This window comes from Bifidobacterium sp. LH_417 (genome assembly GCF_056357035.1).
In genome coordinates, this window is record NZ_JBKEVI010000005.1 from 96,943 (window position 1) to 117,642 (window position 20,700).

The following is a 20,700-nucleotide window of genomic DNA, read 5'->3' on the forward strand; positions in this document are numbered from 1 at the left end:
TTTTAGACCCTGACCGGCTCCATCGTGCCCGTCGCGGACGAATCAGACCTCGTGATTTCCGGCACGCGTACGATCAACGCCTCACGGTCCACCGTGAACCGGATATGCCGCGTCTCCGGCAGCATGTCGCCATCCACCTGCGCAAGTGCCGGCTTCTCCAACGTGAGTTCCGCACTCACGCCCTGAATCTGGTCGATCGTCGAATTCGTGGACAACGGGTTCTGCTCCGCCTTGCCGGTGATCGTCTGATGCACCACGTCGCCGAACAGATTCGCCCATCCGATGATGCCGCCCGTCGTGTCGATGATTTCGAAATCGAGCAGACCGTCATTGTATGAGGCGTTCGGCATCAGCGAGAACACGGGAATCTGGCCGCAGTTGCCGGCCATGAACGTGCGGAACACGAGTCCGCGCGTCGAATGCGTGCTGCCGTCCGCGCTCGTGATCGTCACGTTCGCGCGATACTTCGGCGCGAACAGGTTCTTCACGCCGCCTACGAAATACGCGAGCCAGCTGATGTTCTTCTTCAATTCCGGATCCGTGTCGTCGATCATCGCCGCGTCGAAACCGACGCCCGCGATGATGAGGAACGCGTGCGCGTGATCCTCCTCCGGATGATCGAGCAGCGCGAGACGCCCCATGTCCACGCGCCGCGAGCCGTGCGACGTCGCCACCGTGAGCGCCGCGTCGATGTCGTCCACGGGAATCCCCATGTTGCGCGCGAACAGGTTACCGGTGCCGATCGGCACGATGCCGAGCGCGTGACCAGTGCCGGACACGGCGCTCGCGACCGTGCGCACCGTGCCGTCGCCGCCCACCGCGACGACCACGTCCGCGCCGTGCTCGAGCGCTTCGAGCGCGCACGCGCGGCCGTCCTTGTCGAGCTGCGTATCGATGTACTCGACTTCGGTGAGTCCTCGCGCCTCGCAGAACCGTTCGATATGCGCGCGACGGGCCGCCGCCTGCGGTTTCGACGGGTTGATGATGAACGCGTAATGCACCTGGTCGTCATCGCGTTTGACGAGTTTGGCGGCGAGACGGCGCCTGCGGTACGCGCGTAAGGCGAGCGCGGCTGCGACGATGACGGCGACGACGCCGAAAACTACTGCGATGATGACTGCGGCTGTGGGCATGGTTCTTATTCTGCTCACTTGACGCTAGGAATCCCGTAACGCCACGGGATAATTGAACGATTCCTGCACGGTTGGGAGAGCGGTGGCGAAGGACGCGATGTAGAGGAGCGATGTGTGGGCGGTGGAGGGGTGGCCGGCTGGCTCGCGGTCTGCCGGGTAACTTCTAGGGCCGAGGATATGGGGTTGTGCGGTAGTTTTTCCTGCCGGTTAACCTCCAAGAGGCCATTGATGGGGTTGTGTGGCGGGTTCTCGTGCCGGTCAACCTCCTGAACCGGGAGATGTGGGTTGTGTGGCTGGCTCGTGTGCCGGATAACCTCCGGAACCGGGAGATACGGGTTATGTGGCGTGCACCCTGACCGGCTACCTCCAATATGCCGGTTGGGCAGTTGTGCGGCTGGCCGGTGTGCCACACAACCCCGCGAAGGCGGAATCCCGTGTTATCCGGTTATCCGGCGGTCTTGCGCTCCCCGGCCAGATCCCGCAGATCCTTCGCGACTGGGAAGAACATGAACTCGGTGCCACGCAGCATGAGTTCCCGAGCGACTCGTAACGCGAACTCGGCTCGTGCCGCGTCATTGGCCAGATTCGCCTTGGCGGCTACGAGGATTCTCCATCCCCGTGCCGCGAGATGTTCCCGTTTTTCCGCGTCGCGTTGCTGCTGACGCTGGTCGGTGCGGTGATGGTCGCCGTCGTATTCGACGGCGACCCGGCATTGCGGCCATGCGAGGTCGAGCGTCATCGGCTTGCCGGATTGCCGGAATCGTGCATCCGGCACGGTAAAGTTCGCGACGGCATCGGGCAGTCCGTGCGCGAGCAGAGCGAGCCGGTTCGCCGACTCCATCGGCGAGAGCACGTTCGGAATGATGAGTCGCATGGCGAGGCTCGCCGCGGTCTTCCCCTTGCATTTCGGCAGGTTACCGACGAACGTGACGAAATCACGGTGGATGGCGGCGGTGTCGCGTTTGTTCGCAAGCATCGGCTGCTGCGCCGTCGCAGTGATGATGGAATCGCCGAGCGCGACCAGCGAATCGAACGGAACGTGGGTGGCGAGCTGCACGAACGTGTGGAACAGGTCGAGCGCGTAGACGTCGAAGTGAATCTGAATGTTGCGTGGTGCGATGGGCGGATGCGAGAGCGGTTTCCATATGTGCGCGCGAATCGGATGCGGCACGGGTTCTCCACGACCGTCGTTCTGCCCGTTGAGTGATGCTATGGTGTCGGCGCGTTTGGCCGCTTGACGACGCGCGGAGTCCAGCTTGCCTCCGCGGCTGCCGTCAATGCGGCAGCGGAGATTGGCGGTGCTGGCGACGGTGTGCAGCGCGTCCGGTTCGAGATTGCATCCGCGCGGCACCGGCACGGATTGCAACGCCAGTGACGTGGTCATGCCGAACAGCAGTTGTTTTCTTGCACGGATGGTTGCGGCGACGCACTGCTGGATCGTCTCCACGCGGCGGCGTCCGAGTGTGTCCTGCATGCCGGGGGTCGCCGTGTCGGCGGGCGCTGCGCCGGGTGCGGGAGTCCCCGGTGTGGGAGTTGCTGTCGTGCCGTTCATGCGCTCACCGTAACGCGGGCCGACACGGCGCCGCAATGATTCCCATCCCCTGTGGTCGGAGCCCCGGTTATCCACAATTGGTAAGGGGACTTTACATGGGAGACTTATAGCGGGTGGCTTGCTGGCTGCGTACAGGATCATCGAGTGGAAACGGCGATGGTATTCCGTCGCCGTTCGTCTTGCCCGCGGAGGCGCGGATGAACCATCCGCGGTATTGCCGGGGCAGCTCTTCCGGTTTGAAGAAATGTGTCGTCCTCGCCATCGCACGATACGTGATCGACGTGCGCCGCAAATCTACATGCGAGTCGGCATGCGGGACATGTGGGACATGCGGGGACGGGTGGAAGCGGGAGAGGAGCGTGCCGCGCTTCCGCGCTTCCACTCTCCCGCGTGTCGGCTTACGGCGGTAGGCTTGGCCGCATGCTTGATATTCAATTCATTCGCGAACACGCCGATGTCGTCAAGGAATCCCAGCGTAAGCGCGGCGAGTCCGTCGAACTCGTCGACGAGGTGCTGCGCTCCGACGAGGCGCGTCGCTCCTCCCTCAAGGAATTCGAGGCCGCCCGCGCCCAGCAGAAGGAGATCGGCAAGAAGGTCGCCGCCGCCCCGGCGGACGAGAAGGCCCAGCTGATCGCCGAGACCAAGGCGCTCGCCAACAAGGTCTCCGAATACAAGGCCGCCGCGGACGCCGCGTCCGAGGAATACACCACCGCCATGTGGAAGCTGTCCAACATCGTCGAGCCGGAGGCCCCGGAAGGCGGCGAGGACGATTACGTCGTCGTCAAGAAGGTCGGCCAGATCCGTGACTTCGCGGCCGAAGGCTTCGAGCCGAAGGACCATCTCACGCTCGGCACCGAGGTCGCCGGCATCGACATGCGCCGCGGCGTCAAGGTCGGTGGCTCCCGCTTCTACTTCCTGCGCGGTCAGGTCGCCCGCATGCAGATCGCGATGCTCACCATGGCCGTCGACCAGGCCGAGGAGCATGGCTTCACGCTCGCCATTACCCCGACGCTCGTGCGTCCCGAAGTGATGCGCGGCACCGGCTTCCTCAACTCCCACGCCGACGAGATCTACCGTCTGCGCGAGCCCGACGAGCAGTACCTCGTCGGCACCTCCGAAGTGGCGCTCGCCGGCATGCACGAGAACGAGATCCTCGACCTCGGCAACGGCCCGCTGCGCTACTGCGGCTGGAGCTCCTGCTACCGCCGTGAGGCGGGCGCCGCCGGCAAGGACACCTCCGGCATCATCCGCGTCCACCAGTTCGACAAGGTGGAGATGTTCGTCTACGCGAAGCAGGAGGACTCCTACGCGGAGCACCAGCACCTGCTCGAGATGGAGCAGGAGATGCTCGCCAAGGTCGAGGTGCCGTACCGCATCATCGACACCGCCGCAGGCGATCTCGGCTCCTCCGCCGCCCGCAAGTTCGACTGCGAGGCGTGGGTGCCGACCCAGGGCCGCTACCGCGAGCTCACCTCCACCTCGAACTGCACCGAGTACCAGGCGCGCCGCCTCAACATCCGCGAGCGTACCGAGGACGGCTCCACCCGCCCGGTCTCCACGCTCAACGGCACGCTGGCCACCACCCGCTGGCTCGTCGCGATTCTTGAAAACCACCAGCAGAAGGATGGTTCCATCGAGATTCCGAAGGCGATGCGTCCGTACATGGGCGGCAAGGAAGTCATCGAGCCGACCAAGTGGGAGGCCTGATTCTCGTCCTGGTCTCTCTGCGATGGGAGATCGGGCGGCTTGGGAGGCGACGGGTTCATCCCGGCCTTCTGTATAATGGAACGTCGTGCATGACGCCGAAACGGAACATGCACGATACGGACAGATGTCTGAGCGGTCTAAAGAGACGGTCTTGAAAACCGTTGAAGGGCAACCTTCCGCGAGTTCGAATCTCGCTCTGTCCGCAAACAGGGGCCTAGGCAAGTTGTCTAGGCCCCTTCTCTTTACTTGAAACGCCTGTGATTTCAACGATTCTAGCAGATTGCCTCTTTTACGTTTGATTACGTGTGGTGCCGCTTATACACTTGAGATGTGGGGCGAAATGTGGGGCGAATAATCGCCTCTCTGAAACTCGCCCCACATCTATCGGAGGTGCGGGCCATGCCTAGGAAAGCGAAGCGCAACGACTTCGGCAGCGTCAAGCAGCGCGAGAGCGCGCATGGCGTGGTCTATCAGGCCCGCTACAAGACGCCGGTGGAGATGATTCCCAAGTATCCGGGCGTGGGCAAGGAACAGTACAAGACGTTCGCGGACGAAACCGAAGCCTATGGGTGGCTTGCTGCCGAGAAACGCAAGATAGCGGCGGGCGTATGGGAGCCGCCCAAGACCGTTGCCGTTCGTGCAGCGGCCAAGGGCGTGAGATTCCGGGATTACGCGACTTCATGGGTGGAGAACCGGCGTAAGAACAATGGTGAACCGCTGGAGAGCTCCACGAAGATCAAGTACATGGAGAAACTGGAGAACCACCTACTCAAGACGTTCGGAGACAAGCCCGTAAGCTCCATCAAGCCCGATGACGTGCAGAAGTGGTGGGACTCTTACGGCACGAATCCGCCACAGGTGCGCAGCGACGCCTACACGCTGCTGAAAAGCATCATGCACACCGCCGAAACCGAGCCAATCGGTGAGGACGGCGAAACCCTCATAGACCGTTCCCCATGCCGCCTACGTGGCACCACCGTGCGCAAGAAGCATCAGACCGTGACCGCCGAGCTCTTCGAGATCAAGGCCGTGTATGAGGGCATGCCCGAACGGCTTGCGCTTTCTATCTATCTTGGTGGCGTGATGGGTCTGCGCATTGGCGAGGTGCTTGCACTGCGACGCGGCGACATAGATCTAGGCAAGGGGCTGCTGCACGTGGCCGGCAGCGTCAAGCCCGCCATGCAGAACGATAAACAGGTAATCGTGCGAGGCAAGACCAAGACGGCAAACAGCGACCGCTATCTTGAGATTCCCGAAGCCTTGCAGCCCATCGTTGCCGAACACCTGAAGCACCACACCGGTAAAGGCAAGGCGGCGCTGTTGTTCGAGGCCAAGAAGGGCGGCGTCATGCGTGAGAACGTGTTTTCGTACTACTGGCGTCAGGCCCGTGCCGCCGTACCGAGACTACGCGAAGGCGAAATGAAGTTCCACGACCTCAGGCATACGGCCTTGCAGCACCTCGTGGAGAGCGGCGCTACCCTGAACATGGTCATGGCGGTAGCCGGACACAGCGATATCAAAGTAGCGGGCAAATATCAGGATGGCGTCACCAAGTCCTTCTCCCAACAGATCACCGGCAAGGTAAGCCAACAGCTCAGCGAGGTAATCACCCCGACGGCGAGCGCGCCACGGCCTACCCCGAAGACTGGCGCGCAAGCCGTTTCGGAGCCTGACGGTGAGGTACGAGCGCTCGCGAGCGCCTTGGAAGGTATGGCGTTGCCTGTTCGCGTGCAGGTGCTCAGGAACTTGGACGATACGGCGCAGCGCTCGCGAGTGCTCGCGTGCTTCAGTCCCGAGGCTCAGGCGGAGACGATGACCCAACTACTCAGAGAGGTGGCATAGATCATGGTGCAGGTTACACAGGAGCAGAAGCGCACCCTTAAGAAATTCGTGGCCTTGGGGCTGGAGTTAGGCACATTGGAGCGCTATGACATTTGGGAAATTCATTATCTGCTTACGCGCACGAATCCCGGTGTCGCTGAGGATGAGCGCGCATGGCACCCTTCAGAGGTGGCAGAGAGGTACAACGCGCGATATGCGGGCACTATGAATGGCATCAATCTAGGTACTAATGGCATGTGGGAGATTTGGCATAAGGCTAGGCAGATCGTCACGGATGAGTCCGAGCGCGAAGAAATCGACAGTGTGGCGCGCGCAACCTTCATTCAGATAGCTGAGTTTGGCGCTCACTCAATGAGATTGTCTGTGGAGAAGGATTGGCCGGGATTATTGGTCGAAGACCAAGGCGGCTATGCCATGATCGAGCACGACCCGGAGCTTCACAAGTGGCTGATTGAGGATGAAAGCCGGCGACGGAAGGATTTCGTTAATCGTGTCTGTGCTGCATTCTTGGAAGCCATAAGGAAAAGCCCGGATGACGAAAACCTCGTATGCAGAGGCATATTGGAGCTTGCGGGTATCGCGTATGCGCATTGGAAGATCGAGAAACGCCTAGCCACGACGCACACAAGCATCGAATGGTTCCCCGAAGATGAACACGAAAAAGGAAACTGGGACTATTTCGACGATTGGAGAGATTCACAAGTCGGTGCTTCACGCTCGTGGAGCGGAGGCAACGTGCCCGAAGCCCTAGAGAAATTCATGGCTGCATACAAGAACGGCAAAGCGCCATTCCCCGAAGCAGCAAAGAGACTCGGTGCTAAATAATCCCAACAACTGCTAAGACTCGGTGGCAACTGGATTCCACCGAGTCTTGCTGTATCCTTAAGTGTTGACACGTCATTAGACGTGCCCCGTTCCGACAAGAACGGTTATGCAGAGTCCGAGCTGCACCCGTGGCAACACGGAAAATCCCGGAATAACAGAGCATCGGCTGTGGCACGTCAAAGCCATTCCGATGGGTTAGCTATCACTACGTTCAAAGCGGACGCATACCCATGTATGCGCTCGCCGGGAAGGAACCCCCATGCCCACTACGACAGCGGCAACAACGCTCAAGCCCATCTCTGTAACCGTCCCTGAAGCCACCCGCCTTCTCGGCTTCAAGGACACGAAGAGCACCTACAACCTCATCCACCAAGGCAAGCTCAAAGCTCGCAAGTCAGGGCGCATATTCCTTGTGTCCTATCAGTCCCTCGTGAAATATGTGGAAGGCTGAACCGCATGCTATTCAAGAAGAAAACCCCTGAAGCACAAGGCTTCAAGGGGCTTACCAAGCACACCTATTCTACCGCCGACCAACACAATAACCTCGCTGAAGAGGTGAAATCATGACCACTGCCACCTCGATAGAACGCGTTCTTGACGCGGCCCGCGCTCGCGGGCTGAAGGTCAGGCAGTCGCATACGGACGACTACATGATGCAATGCCCGGTGCACGAGCCGGACAACAGCCCGAGCGTGCACGTCACCTACAGGGCCGGCGACGGCTGCACCATGATCTGCGACCAACACGACGGCACGGACAAGCACCTTACGCTTGAAATACTTCAGGCGCTGGGGCTTGACTGGCCCGACCTGTACGACGCCCCCAAGGGCCGGGACGCGGCCCGAAAGGCGTACTCACGCCGCTGGGACAGGCTCACCACCGAGGAACTGCGAGCGCTCGCGGATAAGCCCCATACGACGGCGCGGGACGCCGCCACGGGGCCGACAGGCGGCGTGGAGCCGTTCGCGCTGCCGAAGCCATGCGTGCCCGCTGCCGAGCTTGGCGTGTTGTCCGAAGCGTTCCGCGCGATCTGCGAACGACTGGAGGTCATACCGACGTTCAGGCCGTTCAAGGCCGTGTGCCCGGTATGCGGTGAAATGGATGCGCTGTGCGTCCTGTACGCGCCCTTGCAGCGTGCGACCCTGTTCAGGTGCAAGAGCTGCCACGGAGGCGAGGAATACGCCGCGAAGCTGGCGAGCGCCCTACGCCTAGACCGGGCGTGCGTGTGCTCGAACGGGCTGGAAGTCATGGCCTACGATACGCCGCGAGGCGTGGTCTACGAGTACGGGGACGGGCTTACCGTGTCGCGCTCGCCGGCGAAGCAGATCAGGCAGCACGGCAACACGAAGGGCAAGCACCCGCTATGGCTGGCCGACCATGTGACACCCTATGCGAAGGCCGGCAGTCCCGTGTTCCTCGTGGAAGGCGAGAAGGACGCCGCCGTATTGTGGGCTTGCGGGTACGCCGCGACCACCGCGCCCGGTGGAGGCGGCAACCTCGCGCGCGTGCTCGACCCCGAGAACGTCAAGGCCACGTTGGGCGGCGCTCACGTCATCGCCGTTGCAGACAAGGACACGACGGGCGCTAAATGGCGCTCGCAGATCGTTGCCTTGCTCACCCCGGTGGTGAAGTCTCTCACAATGGTGCAAGCCGCCGGAGGGGCGCATGACACGACGGACGCGATCATGGCGAACGTGCCGGGCGAATGGTTCGAGCTGCTGGAGGCCATCACCCCGCAACAGGCCGAGGACACCCCGGAGAGCGGGGAAGACGATGCCGGCGACGATACCGGGGATGTGGAGCGGTTCGAGCGGTTTTGGCTTGAAACGCCGTGGCTGACCCGGATAAGGGACGCGGCCCGGCAATCGTCTACGGCACCTTGGGCGGTGTTCATGGCCTTGCTGGCGCGCGTCTCCACCGCGCTGCCGCCTTACGTGGTGGTGCCCGCGTTCGTGGGCACACACCCCGCGTCGCTGAACCTGTTCGTGGCGTTGGTGGGGCCCAGCGGCAAGGGCAAGGGCGCTGCCGAAGGCGTGGCCGAAACACTCATGCCGGATATCCGGGGAGCCGTGACATCCCAGCCCGGCAGCGGCGAAGGACTCGTGACGATGTTCTGCGAGCGCATAGCCGACGAAAGCGGCAGCGGGAACGGCGACGACAAGGCGCGTACGATCTTGCAGTGCGCGAACAGCCGGGCCTTGCTGTCCATCCCGGAGGTGAAGGCGTTGGGCGCTGTCATGGCCCGGCAGGGCTCCACGCTGGCCGGCGAACTCACGAAGGCATGGAGCGGAGAGCCGTTGGGCTCGCACACCAAGTACGCGGCGGGAACGTTCACAGCTCCCCGATACGGCTACCGGTTCGGCTTGATAACCGGCGTGCAGTACGGCAACGCCGGCGTCCTGTTCAACGAGGCGGAAACCGGATTGCCACAACGAATCCTATGGGCGTACACGCAGGACAGCCCGGCGTATGCCATCACCTATGAACAGTGGCGACGGCATACGCCTATCACCCCATTGGTTGACATGTCGCGTTTCCCCGCAGACCCTGAAACAATTCAGGCCCTGTACCGCGCCGGAGACCGGTGGAACATGATAGACCACGGCAGCGCATACCCGTTGCGCGAGATCGGCTACCCGCAGACCGCCGAGCGCGAGACGTTCGAGGAACGCCGCCGCAATCTCGTGGGAGAGGCTGGCGACCGTTTGGACGCCCACGGCAACCTGTTACGGCTCAAGGTGGCGGCATTGCTGCCGTGGCTCGACCCCAACCGCGAAGACCCCTACACCGTGACCGAGGACGACTGGCGGCTTGCCGGCGAAATACTCGCCTACTCTCAGGCCACGCGCCGGCACTGCATGGAGGCCGAACAGGCCACACGCCGGGAACAGGCCACGGAATACGCGAAGCTGAAGCAAACCGCCGCCCGCGAGGCACGGGACGAACAGGCGGAACTACGCGAAGGCACGCCCGCCAAAATCACCCGATTCCTCACGACAAAGGAACGCCGGGGACAATCGTTCACCGGCAAACAGATACGCAACGGCGTGCGCCCCCAATGGCGACCGTTCGTCTATGACGCGCTCGCCGGCATGGCGAAGGCCGACCCGCCGAAGGTGACATGCACGCAAGCCGGAGACACCATATCGGGCTCGAAATGGCGTGTGTCTGAAGGTTCCTAGTGCAGGTAGACGCGTCTACCTGTCTACCCCAATGATTGCAACGGCTTACGGGCGTCTACCCATACCGTCTACCCGTCTACCCACAGTGTCCGGCGTCCAGCATGGTAGACGGGTAGACGCTCACGGTAGACGCCCGTCAACCCTACTGCCGCAACGGGTAGACGGGTAGACGCGTCTACCCGTGCGATAACGAAACAACAGCAACACCACACCCCCAAGCGCTCACGGGCATGACGGATGATAGGGGCGGTAAAATCCCGAAACCACGCGAGGTCGGAATACCACCCGCATGACCGCTCTTCCTCTCCCTCCGACAACGGGTACCCCATCGCGCGCGAGGACTCGACGGAACGCCGCCGCGCTCGCCGGCCCTCATGTCGGCGGCATGTCACACCGTGACGCGCTCACGTCACGCTCGCGTCACGCCGAACGTGCTGCGAGGCCGGACGTCCCCCGACGTGCCGGCCCGGTGGTGGGGGAGGTCTCCCATAAGACGCGGAAGATACCGCTGGATAGCACTTCAGATCATGCATACGCCGCGAATCCCTGTTTTCCCCCGTCCGGACGGCCGTTTTTTGCCGGGGTGACGAAAAAGCCGGAACCGTTGCCGCGATTACGTTTGCCGTCTGTATCCAGCGAGTGTCACGATATCCCCCGAGACCGGGGGAGGGGGTTATTTCCCGCTGGGGATGTGACCGCCGGTGAGGTCTGCAAGAAGTATGCGGGGTTCAAAGATTCGCGGCGGCGCTGTCAGCGAGCGCCCCCATCGGCTAGATCTAGTGGATAGGAGAGATGACAAGACCATGAGCAAGAGCAGCAATCCGCGCCGTGCGAACGGCTGGAGACGCACCCAGTTACGCAAGCGGGTACTCGCCGCATACGACACATGCGCGATATGCAGCAAGCCGGTAGACAAGACCCTGAGGACGCCGCACCCAATGAGCGCGGAGGTTGACGAACTCGTGCCGGTGTCGCGTGGCGGCGACCCGCTCGCCTTCAGTAACTGCCGTCTCGTGCACCGGCGCTGCAACCGGCTCAAGAACGATAAAACGGACGACTGGGCGCGCGCCCGGCTCGCACACAAGCCGCAACCGCCGATGACCTCGATACCGTTCACCACGCTCGATCTGAGCACTAGCGGCGAATGGTGAACCGACCGCCAAGGGTAGGGGGAAGCACCCCGCCCCGCCCCGGCGCGGCCCCCTCGGGCGCAGGGCCGTTCTCTCCCCGGCGTTTTTACGCGTCACGGTTAACGTCACGGATAGGCCGTAATCCCTTGCAATCATTGGCGTTCGCGCCTATAAGCGTGACGTCAATCGATAACGATTCGATAACGGCGACTGCTAACGGTTAACGGTGTTCGTCACGGCCTGTTGTGTGGGAAAATCGCCGGGGAGATGCTGGCGCTATGTCGCTGGGGATAGCCCGATACGCCGGGGTAGGGGGAGACCCCCACGGGCGCAGTCGCAGACCGCCGGTGAGGCGAGCCGCAAGTTTCCCGAAATTAAACATTCAGGGCTTGCGCTGTCGTGTGTATTCGTGTGTGCTGATAGATTGGACTGCGACGCCGTAACATGCGGTGTCCCCGTTGATATGACGGGCCGTTACCGGCGGAAGCTGGTAGCAAAAAGGCCCGGTGCTGGAACATCGGGCCTTGATGTGGTTATCGGCTTACGCCCCTAACCAAAGGTTACGAAATGAATCATATCACGATGCACGGCACGCTCACCGTGAACGGGCGCACCGTGACCGTCCATATAGGCGATCACGAGGCAACCGCCACAGTTGACGGCACGCACTTCAACGTGCGCAGCCTATGGCAGCTCTACCAGCTGCTGAGACTGCTCGTGTAGCGTCTCATTAAGGCGCGGCGCTCGCTATCGGGCGTCGCGCCCGTAACCTGAACATCATGCCGGCGAGCGCTCGCGAACCTGTTCCGAGACCCCTGAAATACCGTAATAAAACGTGGGAAGTGGGGCAAAATGTGGGGCGTGCATGTTCTGTAATTATGCGACACGCTAATGATTGCAACGGGTAAGAGCTTATTTTGCGTCGAATCTCGCTCTGTCCGCAAATAAGGTCTGGGCATCACGCCCAGACCTTTTTCTTTCCGTCTTTCCCCTTAACCCAGCCATGCAAGGCTCGAAATGTGGGGCGGTTACTGCGCCCTACTGCGCCGGGCAGGCGATCTGGTAGAGGCCCCAGTCCTTGGCGTGCTGACCGTACCTGGTCAGGTCGAGGCCCTTCACCGGCTTCAGCGCTCCGGCCTTCACGTAGGTGTCGATGAGTCCGGCATCATGGAACTGGTAGAACTGTGCCTTGTACGTGAACATCTGCAGACTCGGTGCCTGCGGTCCCATCGCGAGGAAGTAGACGGGTCGTCCCGGTGTGATCGAACATGGCGAGGCGAGCATCGTCGCGGGGTCTCCGGATGCGAAGTCGCGTTCCACCTGGCCGAAGATCGCCCCGTGGATCGTGTCCTGCGGATTGTAGACCGGGTACAGCATGTTCGCGTTCAACAGCGCCGTACCGTACATGGAGCCGTTGAGCGGGTCGGAGATGATGAGCGCGTCGGTGCCGACCGTGTCCACGATGCGGGTGAGCGCGTCGAGTTTGTCGCCGGTCAGCTGCTCGTTCGGATCGACCTTGTCGAGTCGGGCCGCGTCGGTCAGCGCCGCGTGCATCTCGCGGGTGACGGGGTTGCCGATCGGCGCCGTAATCGTCGCGACGGCCACCAGCACCGCTCCGATCGCCGCGACCGCGCGCAGCGGACGGTTCCGGCGTCGCGTCTGCGCCGCGCCGGAACCGGTTTCGCGCGCGGCCGCCGCATCGTCGCGTTCCGCGTCGTCTCGCCGCGACGCGAGCCATGCGTCGAGACGCGCGGCGGCGAACGCGATGAGCGGCAGAATCACGTAGGGAAGGAACGTCATCGTGCGGACTTCGTTGCGATACCAGACCGCGGTGGCGATGTTCGCGATCGCGCCGGTGAACGTCGCACTGCACTCGAACACGAACAGGACGAACAGGAACGACAGGATCAGCGACAGTGCGATCGCGCCGAGGTGACGGTCCGATTCCTCGCGCGGCCCCCGCCACCAGCGCGCCACCGTGATGCCCGCGATCACCAGGGAACCGACGAGCAGCACCATCATCGCCCAGCCGGCTACGGTCGGCACGTTGAACGAGATCAGCCCGTTGGCGGGGTCTCCGGAGACCAGTCCGTCGGTGAACGCGTAGGTGAGCGACGTGCGCAGCGACATGTCCGGCTTGTGCGTGTGGAACCAGCGTTCCGGATGGAAGTACTTGTCCGATTTGATGAATGTGAACGCGTAGATGAAGAACGCGGCCGCGAACACTGCAAGCGTCGCGAACACGCCGAGGACCAGCTTCCATGGCATGCGCACCAGCACGAACGGCAGCATGATGAGGATGTACGTGAAGATGACCTTCGGTTGGGTGACGGCGACGAGGAATCCGGCCAGCATGGTCAGCGCGAGCGTGCGCAGGAGCCGTGCGCGCAGCTCCGCCGGCAGTCGCAGTCGTCGTGTCGGACCGGAAGCGGAGCCTTCCGCCGTGCCGGTAGCCCCGCGAGCCGCGAACGCGTCCTCCAACGCGTCCAACAGGTGCAGAGTGGCGAGCATGAGGAACGGCAGCATGTTACTGGCGAATCCGTAGGCGAGCAGCGGCCCTGCGTACAGCATCTGGTACGGGTTGACGCCGGAACCGACCGCGAGGATCGGCGCGGCGACCGCCAGCGCGCATCGTACCGGCATCGACGCGCGGCGCGTGAAATACGAGCACAGCAGCAGCATGCCAAGCGGCCAGAGGATGCCGGCGCCGAGGATCCACACGCAGTTGACCGCGACGATGACCGCCATGTTCCCCGTGAGCGCGGGAATGCCGAGCATGCCGCCGACCTTCACGAGCAGTGCCGCGAGTGTGTGGAACAGCGGCGGGTAGAAGCCGTCGTGCGGTTGCAGCGTAAGCAGTACGCCCGGCCCGCGGTTGAGCAGTTTGCGGATGAAATAGTAGTGCGACGGCGCGTCGATGCCTTGGATCGGTTTGTCCCACACGGCCGTCGGGAACCATGCGAGCACGATGCAGAACGCTACGATCATGCCGATCAGTCCGGCTATGAAGGGCGCCCAACGGGTGATGCGATCGTGCTGGTGAGTCATCGGAATGTGAGTCATGGAACCAATCCTGCGATATCCTGCAATGTATCCTGCAATGTCGTCGAAACCGCGCAACAGTCTAGCGCAGCAACCTCATCGCGCGCAGCAGCGGCTGTCGGGTGAACCGATCGACCATCGTCACGACGAGTACGAACACCATCGAGAACACGATGCCGAACGCGATCGCGGCGGCGACATGCCAGCCTCCGTGCATGGCGATCGATGTCATGAACGCCGTGCACTCGTCATGCCACAGGCCGTTGAGCAGTGATTGCGCGATATAGAAGCCGAGAATGCCCGATGCGACCGTGCCCGCGAAGCGTACGATCCTCGGGCACGCCGCCGGCCCGTCGCCGCGGGTGCCGCCGCTCGGTCCGGTGCCGCCGGTGGCACCGGACCGAGCGGCGGCGCGGGCGGCCGTTGTCTCGCCGCCGCTCGCCGCCGTCATCAGTGCGAACCATGCGGCGAGGAACGACGCCAGCGACGTCGATTTGAACGACATCGCCATGAGCAGGCCGCGTACCAGAGTGCCAGCGAACACGGCTTCGAGAATCGCCGTGACGATGATGACGGCGACCAGCGCACGCCGCCAGAACCGTGGCGACATCGTCGCGCCTCGTCGCGCCTCGTCGCGCGTGCGGGCCGCGGCGCGCACGCGCATGCCGAGGATTCCGGCGAACAGGAACGATGTCAGATACGTGACGGCGCTCATCAGCTTGCGCCAGTCGGTCAGTCCGCGGCCGCCCTCCGGCGCGACGAACGCGATGTACGCGTTCAGCGCGAACACGACCGTGAGCGCGACGGCGGCGAGCGCGCGCAGCAGCCGTGTGTCCATGCGCGCGAACGCCCAGCCGGCGAACGGCGAGACGGCCACGAACACGAGATACAGCCAGACGAATTCCAGTCCCATGCCCCACCAGCCGATGGCACCGAAGCGCGGCACCGGGACGACCGTGTTGATCACGGCGCACACGATGACGTAGAACAGTACGGACAGGATGATGATCGCGGCCCGTCGCACCGTTGCCGCGCATTGCCCGCGCCAATAACCGGTGGCGGTGCGACGGTTTTCCGCGTCGCATGCGCCGTTCTCGCCGTCCGTGCTTCCCTTGCCGTTCGCATCTCCCGTGCCGTCCGTGCGCAGGGATCTTCCCGCAGCGGATGGGATGAGATAGAACCCGGAGATCATGTAGAAGATGTGGTTGCCGCACGCGCCGAGCAGCGCGGTCATGCCGAGTATCCACATCGCCACGGGATTCGCCGCGACCGGCTGCAGTCCTTCCGGCAGCTGGTCGATCGGCGTCGTCGAGGCGACCACGGTGAACCATGGTTGGAACGTGTGGAACACGGCGATGCCGACGATCGCGGCGACGCGCAGCATCTCCACGCGCATGTTGCGCATGCCGCGCGCCGGTCGGGGGCGTGCGGGGGATTGCGCGTGCGTGCCGGCCGCGTCGGAAGCGGGTACGCCGGGTGCGGCGGCAGGTGCGGTGCTAGGGGTGTCGGCGGGAGTCTCGTATGCCATTCACACGATTCTACGGTCGGCCGCCCACCGGGTGAGTTCGGTGCGGTTCGACAGTTGGAGCTTGCGCAGCACGGCGCTCATATGCGTCTCCACGGTCTTGATGGAGATGAACAGTTCGGCGGCGACCTCCTTGTACGTGTAGCCGCGCGCGATGAGACGCATCACGTCCTGTTCGCGGCGGGAGAGCCGGTCGAGCTCCTCGTCGTGCGCGGGGGCGCCGCTCGCGCCGCCCGACGCGTATCCTGCACCGCCGAACCCACCGCCCGCGCCTTGGAACGCGGACAGCACGAATCCGGCGAGCTTCGGCGAGAACACCGCATACCCTTCATGCACCTGCTTGATCGACGAGATGAGGTCCGCGCCGGTGATCGTCTTGGTCACGTAGCCGCGCGCACCGGCGCGAATCACCGCGCCCACGTCCTGTGGCGCGTCGGACACGGACAATGCGAGGAACGCCGAATCGGGGGAGTAGGCCTTCGATTTCAGCAGGATCTCCGCGCCTCCGCCGCCCGCGCCGCCTGGCACGTGCACGTCGAGCAGCACCACGTCCGGTTTGGTCGCGGCGATCATCGCGATCGACCCGTCCACGTCGGCGCCTTGGCCGACGATGTCGAATTCGGTGCGCAGCGTGGCGGTCACGCCCGCGCGGAACATCTCATGGTCGTCGACCACGACCACGCGGATGCGCGTGCCGCCGGTCTCGCCGCCTCCCGCGCCATCGCCTGCGCCGTCGCGCGGTGCGTCGACGATTCCGTCCGTCATCGCGTCGTTCGTCGTCCCGTCCATCATCGCTCCTTGCCGTTCGTTGCCGTTCCCGTCGTCCCCGACGTGTGCGCCGCGCCGTCCGCGCCGTCGCCGCTCGGTGCGGCGGCGAGCGGCATGCGCATGCGCACCTCCGTGCCCCACCCGGGCCTCGACACGATCTCCACTGTACCGCCGCGTCGCCGCACGCGCCCGACGATCGACTCGCGGATGCCGAGCCGGTCGGCTGGAATCGCGTCCACGTCGAAGCCGTCGCCGTGGTCGCGCACATACACCTCGACTTCGCGTGCGCCCGCCTCGCAGTAGACGGACACCGGCTCGCCGCCGTGCGTGACCGCGTTGACGAGCGCCTGCCGCGTCGCGTCGAGCAGCGCGTCCGTCGCGGCGCTCGGACGCGCGTCGCCGACGGTCACGACGTCGATCGCGCGGCCGTGACCGTCCTCCACTTCGGCGGCGATCGCCTTCACGCCGGCGCTCACCGAACGGTCCGACGTGACGCGCTCCTGATACAGCCACGCGCGCAGTTCGCGTTCCTGGCCGCGCGCGAGCGTGAACACGGTGTCCGGTTCGGCGCTGTGCAGCTGGATGAGCGCGAGCGTCTGCAGCACGCCGTCATGCAGATGCGCGGTCATGTCGGCGCGTTCCTCCTCGCGCTCCTTCATCGCGCGTTCCGCGGTCAGCGTGCGCAGCGTCGCGCCCGCCCACGGCAGGATCGCGAGCACGACGCCGACGAGCATGAGGAATCCGGCGGCGATGATGCGTCGGGGGAACGGCGTGCCCGAATACATGACGGTCGTCACGTAGGCGACGTAGGCGAGGAAGATGAGGATGAGACCGGCGACCATCGTCGGGAGACGGCCTTGTTTCGCGTCGAAGCGCGACCACGCGGCGATGAGACCGCATGCGGCGAGCAGCAGCGGGACGATGAGGTCGGCATGGTCGGTGCCGCCCAGCACGACGCTCATCGCGACGAGCGCGACGCCGATGCACGCGACGAGCGCCGGCAGAGGCACGTTCCTGAACGCCGTGACCATGCTCTCCGACGAGCCGTGCACCGTCGCGGCGTCCGATTCGGCGCGTGTGCGGCCGGTCGCCATATCGCGGTTGCCGGAGGCTAGCGGCGCGTTCGCGACGTTCGCCGCGGCCTGCGATTGGATGGCGGCCGCGGCGAACGGGTCGCCGGCCGGTACGAACATCCACAGGAACAGGTAGGCGGCGATGCCCGCGCCGCCCATGAAGGCGAGTACGACGAACGCGAGGCGTACGAGGGCGGCCGATACGCCGAGGTGCAGGGCGACGCCCTTGCATACGCCGGCGATGCGGCGGCCGCGCCGAGGGCGCATGAGCGGGAGCTTCGCCGGATGCAGGGGCGGCGGTGTCGCCGGGGATGCTTGGGGCGCCGGGGATGCCATGCGCGGGTCCGGCTGGTTCATGGAGGCGGTCATGCCTCCATTGTGCCCGCTTCGGGGTGCCGAATCGGGATTCCTAGCCGGGGTTCAGGGAAGAATCAGGGGTTTCCCCGACGGTTGTGCAAGCGTGCGGCTGATGTAATGGAGACATGAACGAGAACAACAAGATATTGCCCAAGGTGTTCGCCTGGTTCCGCGCCTCCGGCGTGGTGCGCGGCGACGACCGTTGGTTCGGCGGCGTGTGCAGCGGTTTCGCCGCCCGCCTCGGGTGGAGCCCGACGTTGGTGCGCGCATTGATGATCGTCTTCACCTTCCTGTTCGGCTTCGGCGCGGCCCTGTACGCGTTCGCGTGGCTCATGCTGCCGGACGCGCGCGACGGGCGCATCCTCGCCGAGGAGCTCGTCGCCGGACGGTGGGATTGGAACTGCCTGGGCGCGTTCGTGATGCTCGCCGTGGCGGTGGTCATCGTCGGCGCCGGATGGGTGGCGATCGGCGTCGCCGCCGTCGCGTTGTGGGCCATCTGCCAGAGCGGCATGCGCCAGCAGCACGGCTACGGATACGGCTACCGCAAGGAGGGGCCGAACGGGCCGTACAGTCCGGTGCCGCCGCACGGGTATCCGGGTGGTGCGGCGCCGGGAGCCCCTAACGGATATCCGGGCGGTCCCGCGTATCCTGGCGGAGGCGCGTTCGGGCCTGTTCCCGCCCAAGGAGCGACGAACGCATCCTTTCCGGTGAGCAATCCGTCGAATCCGGCGGCCTTCCAAAGTCCGGATCCCGGTACTCCGACGGCTTCCGGCCCTGTTCCCGGGCAGGTGCCGCCGACCGGTGCCTACGTCGCGCCGGGACCCGTGCCGATGGGAGCGTCCGCTACTGCGATGACGGCCTTCCCGACCGTCGCCGCGCCCGCGCCGCGCCGCGCGCGCCGCAAGCCGGCCGGACCGTTCATCGTGCTGATCGTCATGGGACTCACTCTGGTCTCCGGCGCGGCGGTGTTCCTCGGCGCGGAGCGCAATCTCGCCGACTACCACACCGGCGAAAGCGTCATCAACGCGGTCACGATGGCCACTGTGTGGATCTGCGCGGTATGCGTCGCGATGGGCGTGCTGCTCGTCGTGCTCGGCGCGATGGGCCGTCGTTCCGGCGGACTCATCCCGCTTGCGCTCATCGCCGGATTCACCGCCTGCTGCATGATCCTCTCCACCGGGGTCGTCGGCTACGCCACCCGATACGTCGACGGCGTCCCTGACGGCTACACCGAAGTGGAGCTCTCCTCAGGCACCGGCAACTACGCCTCCGAGAACGCGAACGGCATGATCGCCATGCAGGCGCGGCTGGACAAGAACGCCGTCACGGATTTTTGGTCCGACCCGGCCGGCAACGGTTCCACCATCAGCGCGAACATGAACTACTGGGTGTCCGACTCCAGTCCGAAGACCTTTCGCAGACTCGAACAGGGCGTCCACTTCCAGGGCGACGACTACGCCCTGAGCACCGCGAACATCGACCTGAGCAAGTACGGCGACTGGAACTACGCCGGCGACCAAGCGAACAAGTACAAGGCCGGATGTCCGGCCGGGCAGATCAACCTGTCCGTGAACAACGCCCACGTCTACATCACGTTGCCCGACGGCTGCCCGTACGCGTTCGGCTCCGGCGGATTCGTCTACACGCAGTCCGTGTCGCTCGGCGGCTACAGTTCGATCGTGCACAACAACGGCGAGACGACGCTGGCGTTGCCGTTCCTCGACGACATGGCAGGTGCCAGCGACTCCGATGACGACAGCATGATGAAGCCGGACGGCTACGATCCCGCCGACTACGACTGGCAGGGCAACGGCAAGACCGACGAAAGCTCGTTCCTCGTCAACTTCACCTCCGGCGCGTCCGGCAAGGTGACCGTGCGCTACGCCTCCGAGATGCTGCTGCCCGACTACGCCGCATTCGTCAGGCAGGTCAGCCGCGGCGACCTGTCCGGCGTCGACGCCGACACGCGCAAGCATTACGCCGTGCAGAACGGCGACACGGATGCCTCCGGCGAAACCGGTGCCAACGGTTCGTCCGGTTCCGGCACGACCGACAAGAAGGAGCACTCCGATGACTGAGACCACCAACGACAAGACCCCGGACACCGTCGACACGCAGGCCATGCCCGCGCCCGCCGACATGAAGCCGGACATCGCCCCGCCCACCGAGCAGGTGTTCGACAAGCCGATTCCCGTCGCGTCTCAGCCCGCGACCATCACCCCGACCGGGCCCAGCGTGCCGACCATCGTGTTCGGCGTGACGGGCATCCTCGTCGGAGCGTTCGGACTGCTGTTCGGCCTGCGCATGCCCGACGTCACCGCGTGGATGCTCGGCGTGGGCCCGCAGACCATCACCGCCCTGTTCTTCGGCGCGGTCGGCGTGGCGCTCATCGTCATCGCCGTCGTCTGGGCCATCGTCAAGTCGCTGGCCGGCAAGAAGAAGCCCAAGCCGAACGAACCCGCCTCCCTCTGACAGGAAAGGCGGCCGCCGCGGGCGGTCGGACGGAGGAGCGACCAAGACCATGGCGCCCACGAAGGCGTGTCCCGGATGCGGGACAACTAGAG

General features: G+C 64.3%; 15 protein-coding genes and 1 tRNA gene. 10 read left to right on the forward strand and 6 right to left on the reverse strand.

Annotation, left to right across the window (positions count from 1 at the left end; genetic code table 11):
* Positions 1-2: 2 nt before the first annotated feature.
* Together AC1AYR_RS04955 and AC1AYR_RS04960 are read right to left on the reverse strand one after the other, a co-directional pair.
* On the reverse strand, positions 3-1,133 hold the full coding sequence (locus tag AC1AYR_RS04955) for a diacylglycerol/lipid kinase family protein (protein WP_476511680.1): 1,131 nt from the start codon (positions 1,131-1,133) through the stop codon (positions 3-5).
* Between the two features lie 445 nt (positions 1,134-1,578).
* On the reverse strand, positions 1,579-2,685 hold the full coding sequence (locus tag AC1AYR_RS04960) for a hypothetical protein (protein ID WP_476511681.1): 1,107 nt from the start codon (positions 2,683-2,685) through the stop codon (positions 1,579-1,581).
* Positions 2,686-3,105: 420 nt separating this feature from the next.
* On the opposite strand from AC1AYR_RS04960, the gene serS reads away from it, so the two are divergent.
* The 8 genes from serS to AC1AYR_RS05000 all read left to right on the forward strand — a co-directional run bounded on the left by serS (position 3,106) and on the right by AC1AYR_RS05000 (position 12,094).
* A complete protein-coding gene (gene serS, locus AC1AYR_RS04965) occupies positions 3,106-4,392 on the forward strand; it encodes a serine--tRNA ligase (RefSeq protein ID WP_476511682.1) in 1,287 nt (428 codons plus the stop codon).
* 118 nt (positions 4,393-4,510) lie between these two features.
* Positions 4,511-4,595, forward strand: a tRNA-Ser gene (locus AC1AYR_RS04970).
* Positions 4,596-4,791: 196 nt separating this feature from the next.
* Entirely contained in the window at positions 4,792-6,234 is a 1,443-nt protein-coding gene (locus AC1AYR_RS04975) for a tyrosine-type recombinase/integrase (RefSeq protein ID WP_476511683.1), read from the forward strand.
* Between the two features lie 3 nt (positions 6,235-6,237).
* A complete protein-coding gene (locus AC1AYR_RS04980; protein WP_476511684.1) occupies positions 6,238-7,059 on the forward strand; it encodes a hypothetical protein in 822 nt (273 codons plus the stop codon).
* A gap of 259 nt (positions 7,060-7,318) precedes the next feature.
* Entirely contained in the window at positions 7,319-7,510 is a 192-nt protein-coding gene (locus AC1AYR_RS04985) for a helix-turn-helix domain-containing protein (RefSeq protein ID WP_476511685.1), read from the forward strand.
* A 112-nt stretch (positions 7,511-7,622) separates the two neighbouring features.
* Positions 7,623-10,241: a toprim domain-containing protein gene (locus AC1AYR_RS04990; protein WP_476511686.1), complete on the forward strand. Its 2,619-nt coding sequence runs from the start codon at positions 7,623-7,625 to the stop codon at positions 10,239-10,241.
* An 803-nt stretch (positions 10,242-11,044) separates the two neighbouring features.
* A complete protein-coding gene (locus AC1AYR_RS04995; RefSeq protein ID WP_476511687.1) occupies positions 11,045-11,392 on the forward strand; it encodes an HNH endonuclease signature motif containing protein in 348 nt (115 codons plus the stop codon).
* A gap of 546 nt (positions 11,393-11,938) precedes the next feature.
* On the forward strand, positions 11,939-12,094 hold the full coding sequence (locus tag AC1AYR_RS05000) for a hypothetical protein (protein WP_476511688.1): 156 nt from the start codon (positions 11,939-11,941) through the stop codon (positions 12,092-12,094).
* Positions 12,095-12,409: 315 nt separating this feature from the next.
* Here AC1AYR_RS05000 and AC1AYR_RS05005 read toward each other — a convergent pair whose 3' ends face one another.
* The 4 genes from AC1AYR_RS05005 to AC1AYR_RS05020 are packed head-to-tail and all read right to left on the reverse strand — an operon-like array spanning position 12,410 to position 18,136.
* On the reverse strand, positions 12,410-14,491 hold the full coding sequence (locus tag AC1AYR_RS05005) for a DUF6541 family protein (protein ID WP_476511689.1): 2,082 nt from the start codon (positions 14,489-14,491) through the stop codon (positions 12,410-12,412).
* Positions 14,492-14,495: 4 nt separating this feature from the next.
* A complete protein-coding gene (locus AC1AYR_RS05010; protein ID WP_476511690.1) occupies positions 14,496-15,941 on the reverse strand; it encodes a hypothetical protein in 1,446 nt (481 codons plus the stop codon).
* Complete coding sequence (locus tag AC1AYR_RS05015; RefSeq protein ID WP_476511720.1) at positions 15,942-16,703, reverse strand: LuxR C-terminal-related transcriptional regulator; 762 nt, start codon at positions 16,701-16,703, stop codon at positions 15,942-15,944. It abuts the gene before it with no gap.
* A gap of 23 nt (positions 16,704-16,726) precedes the next feature.
* Complete coding sequence (locus AC1AYR_RS05020; protein WP_476511721.1) at positions 16,727-18,136, reverse strand: ATP-binding protein; 1,410 nt, start codon at positions 18,134-18,136, stop codon at positions 16,727-16,729.
* Positions 18,137-18,261: 125 nt separating this feature from the next.
* On the opposite strand from AC1AYR_RS05020, the gene AC1AYR_RS05025 reads away from it, so the two are divergent.
* Positions 18,262-20,214 carry a PspC domain-containing protein gene (locus AC1AYR_RS05025; protein ID WP_476511691.1) on the forward strand — a complete coding sequence of 651 codons (1,953 nt, stop codon included), beginning with the start codon at positions 18,262-18,264 and terminating at the stop codon, positions 20,212-20,214.
* On the forward strand, positions 20,207-20,608 hold the full coding sequence (locus AC1AYR_RS05030; RefSeq protein WP_476511692.1) for a hypothetical protein: 402 nt from the start codon (positions 20,207-20,209) through the stop codon (positions 20,606-20,608). The genes AC1AYR_RS05025 and AC1AYR_RS05030 overlap by 8 nt, the downstream gene beginning before the upstream one ends.
* Positions 20,609-20,700: the final 92 nt, after the last annotated feature.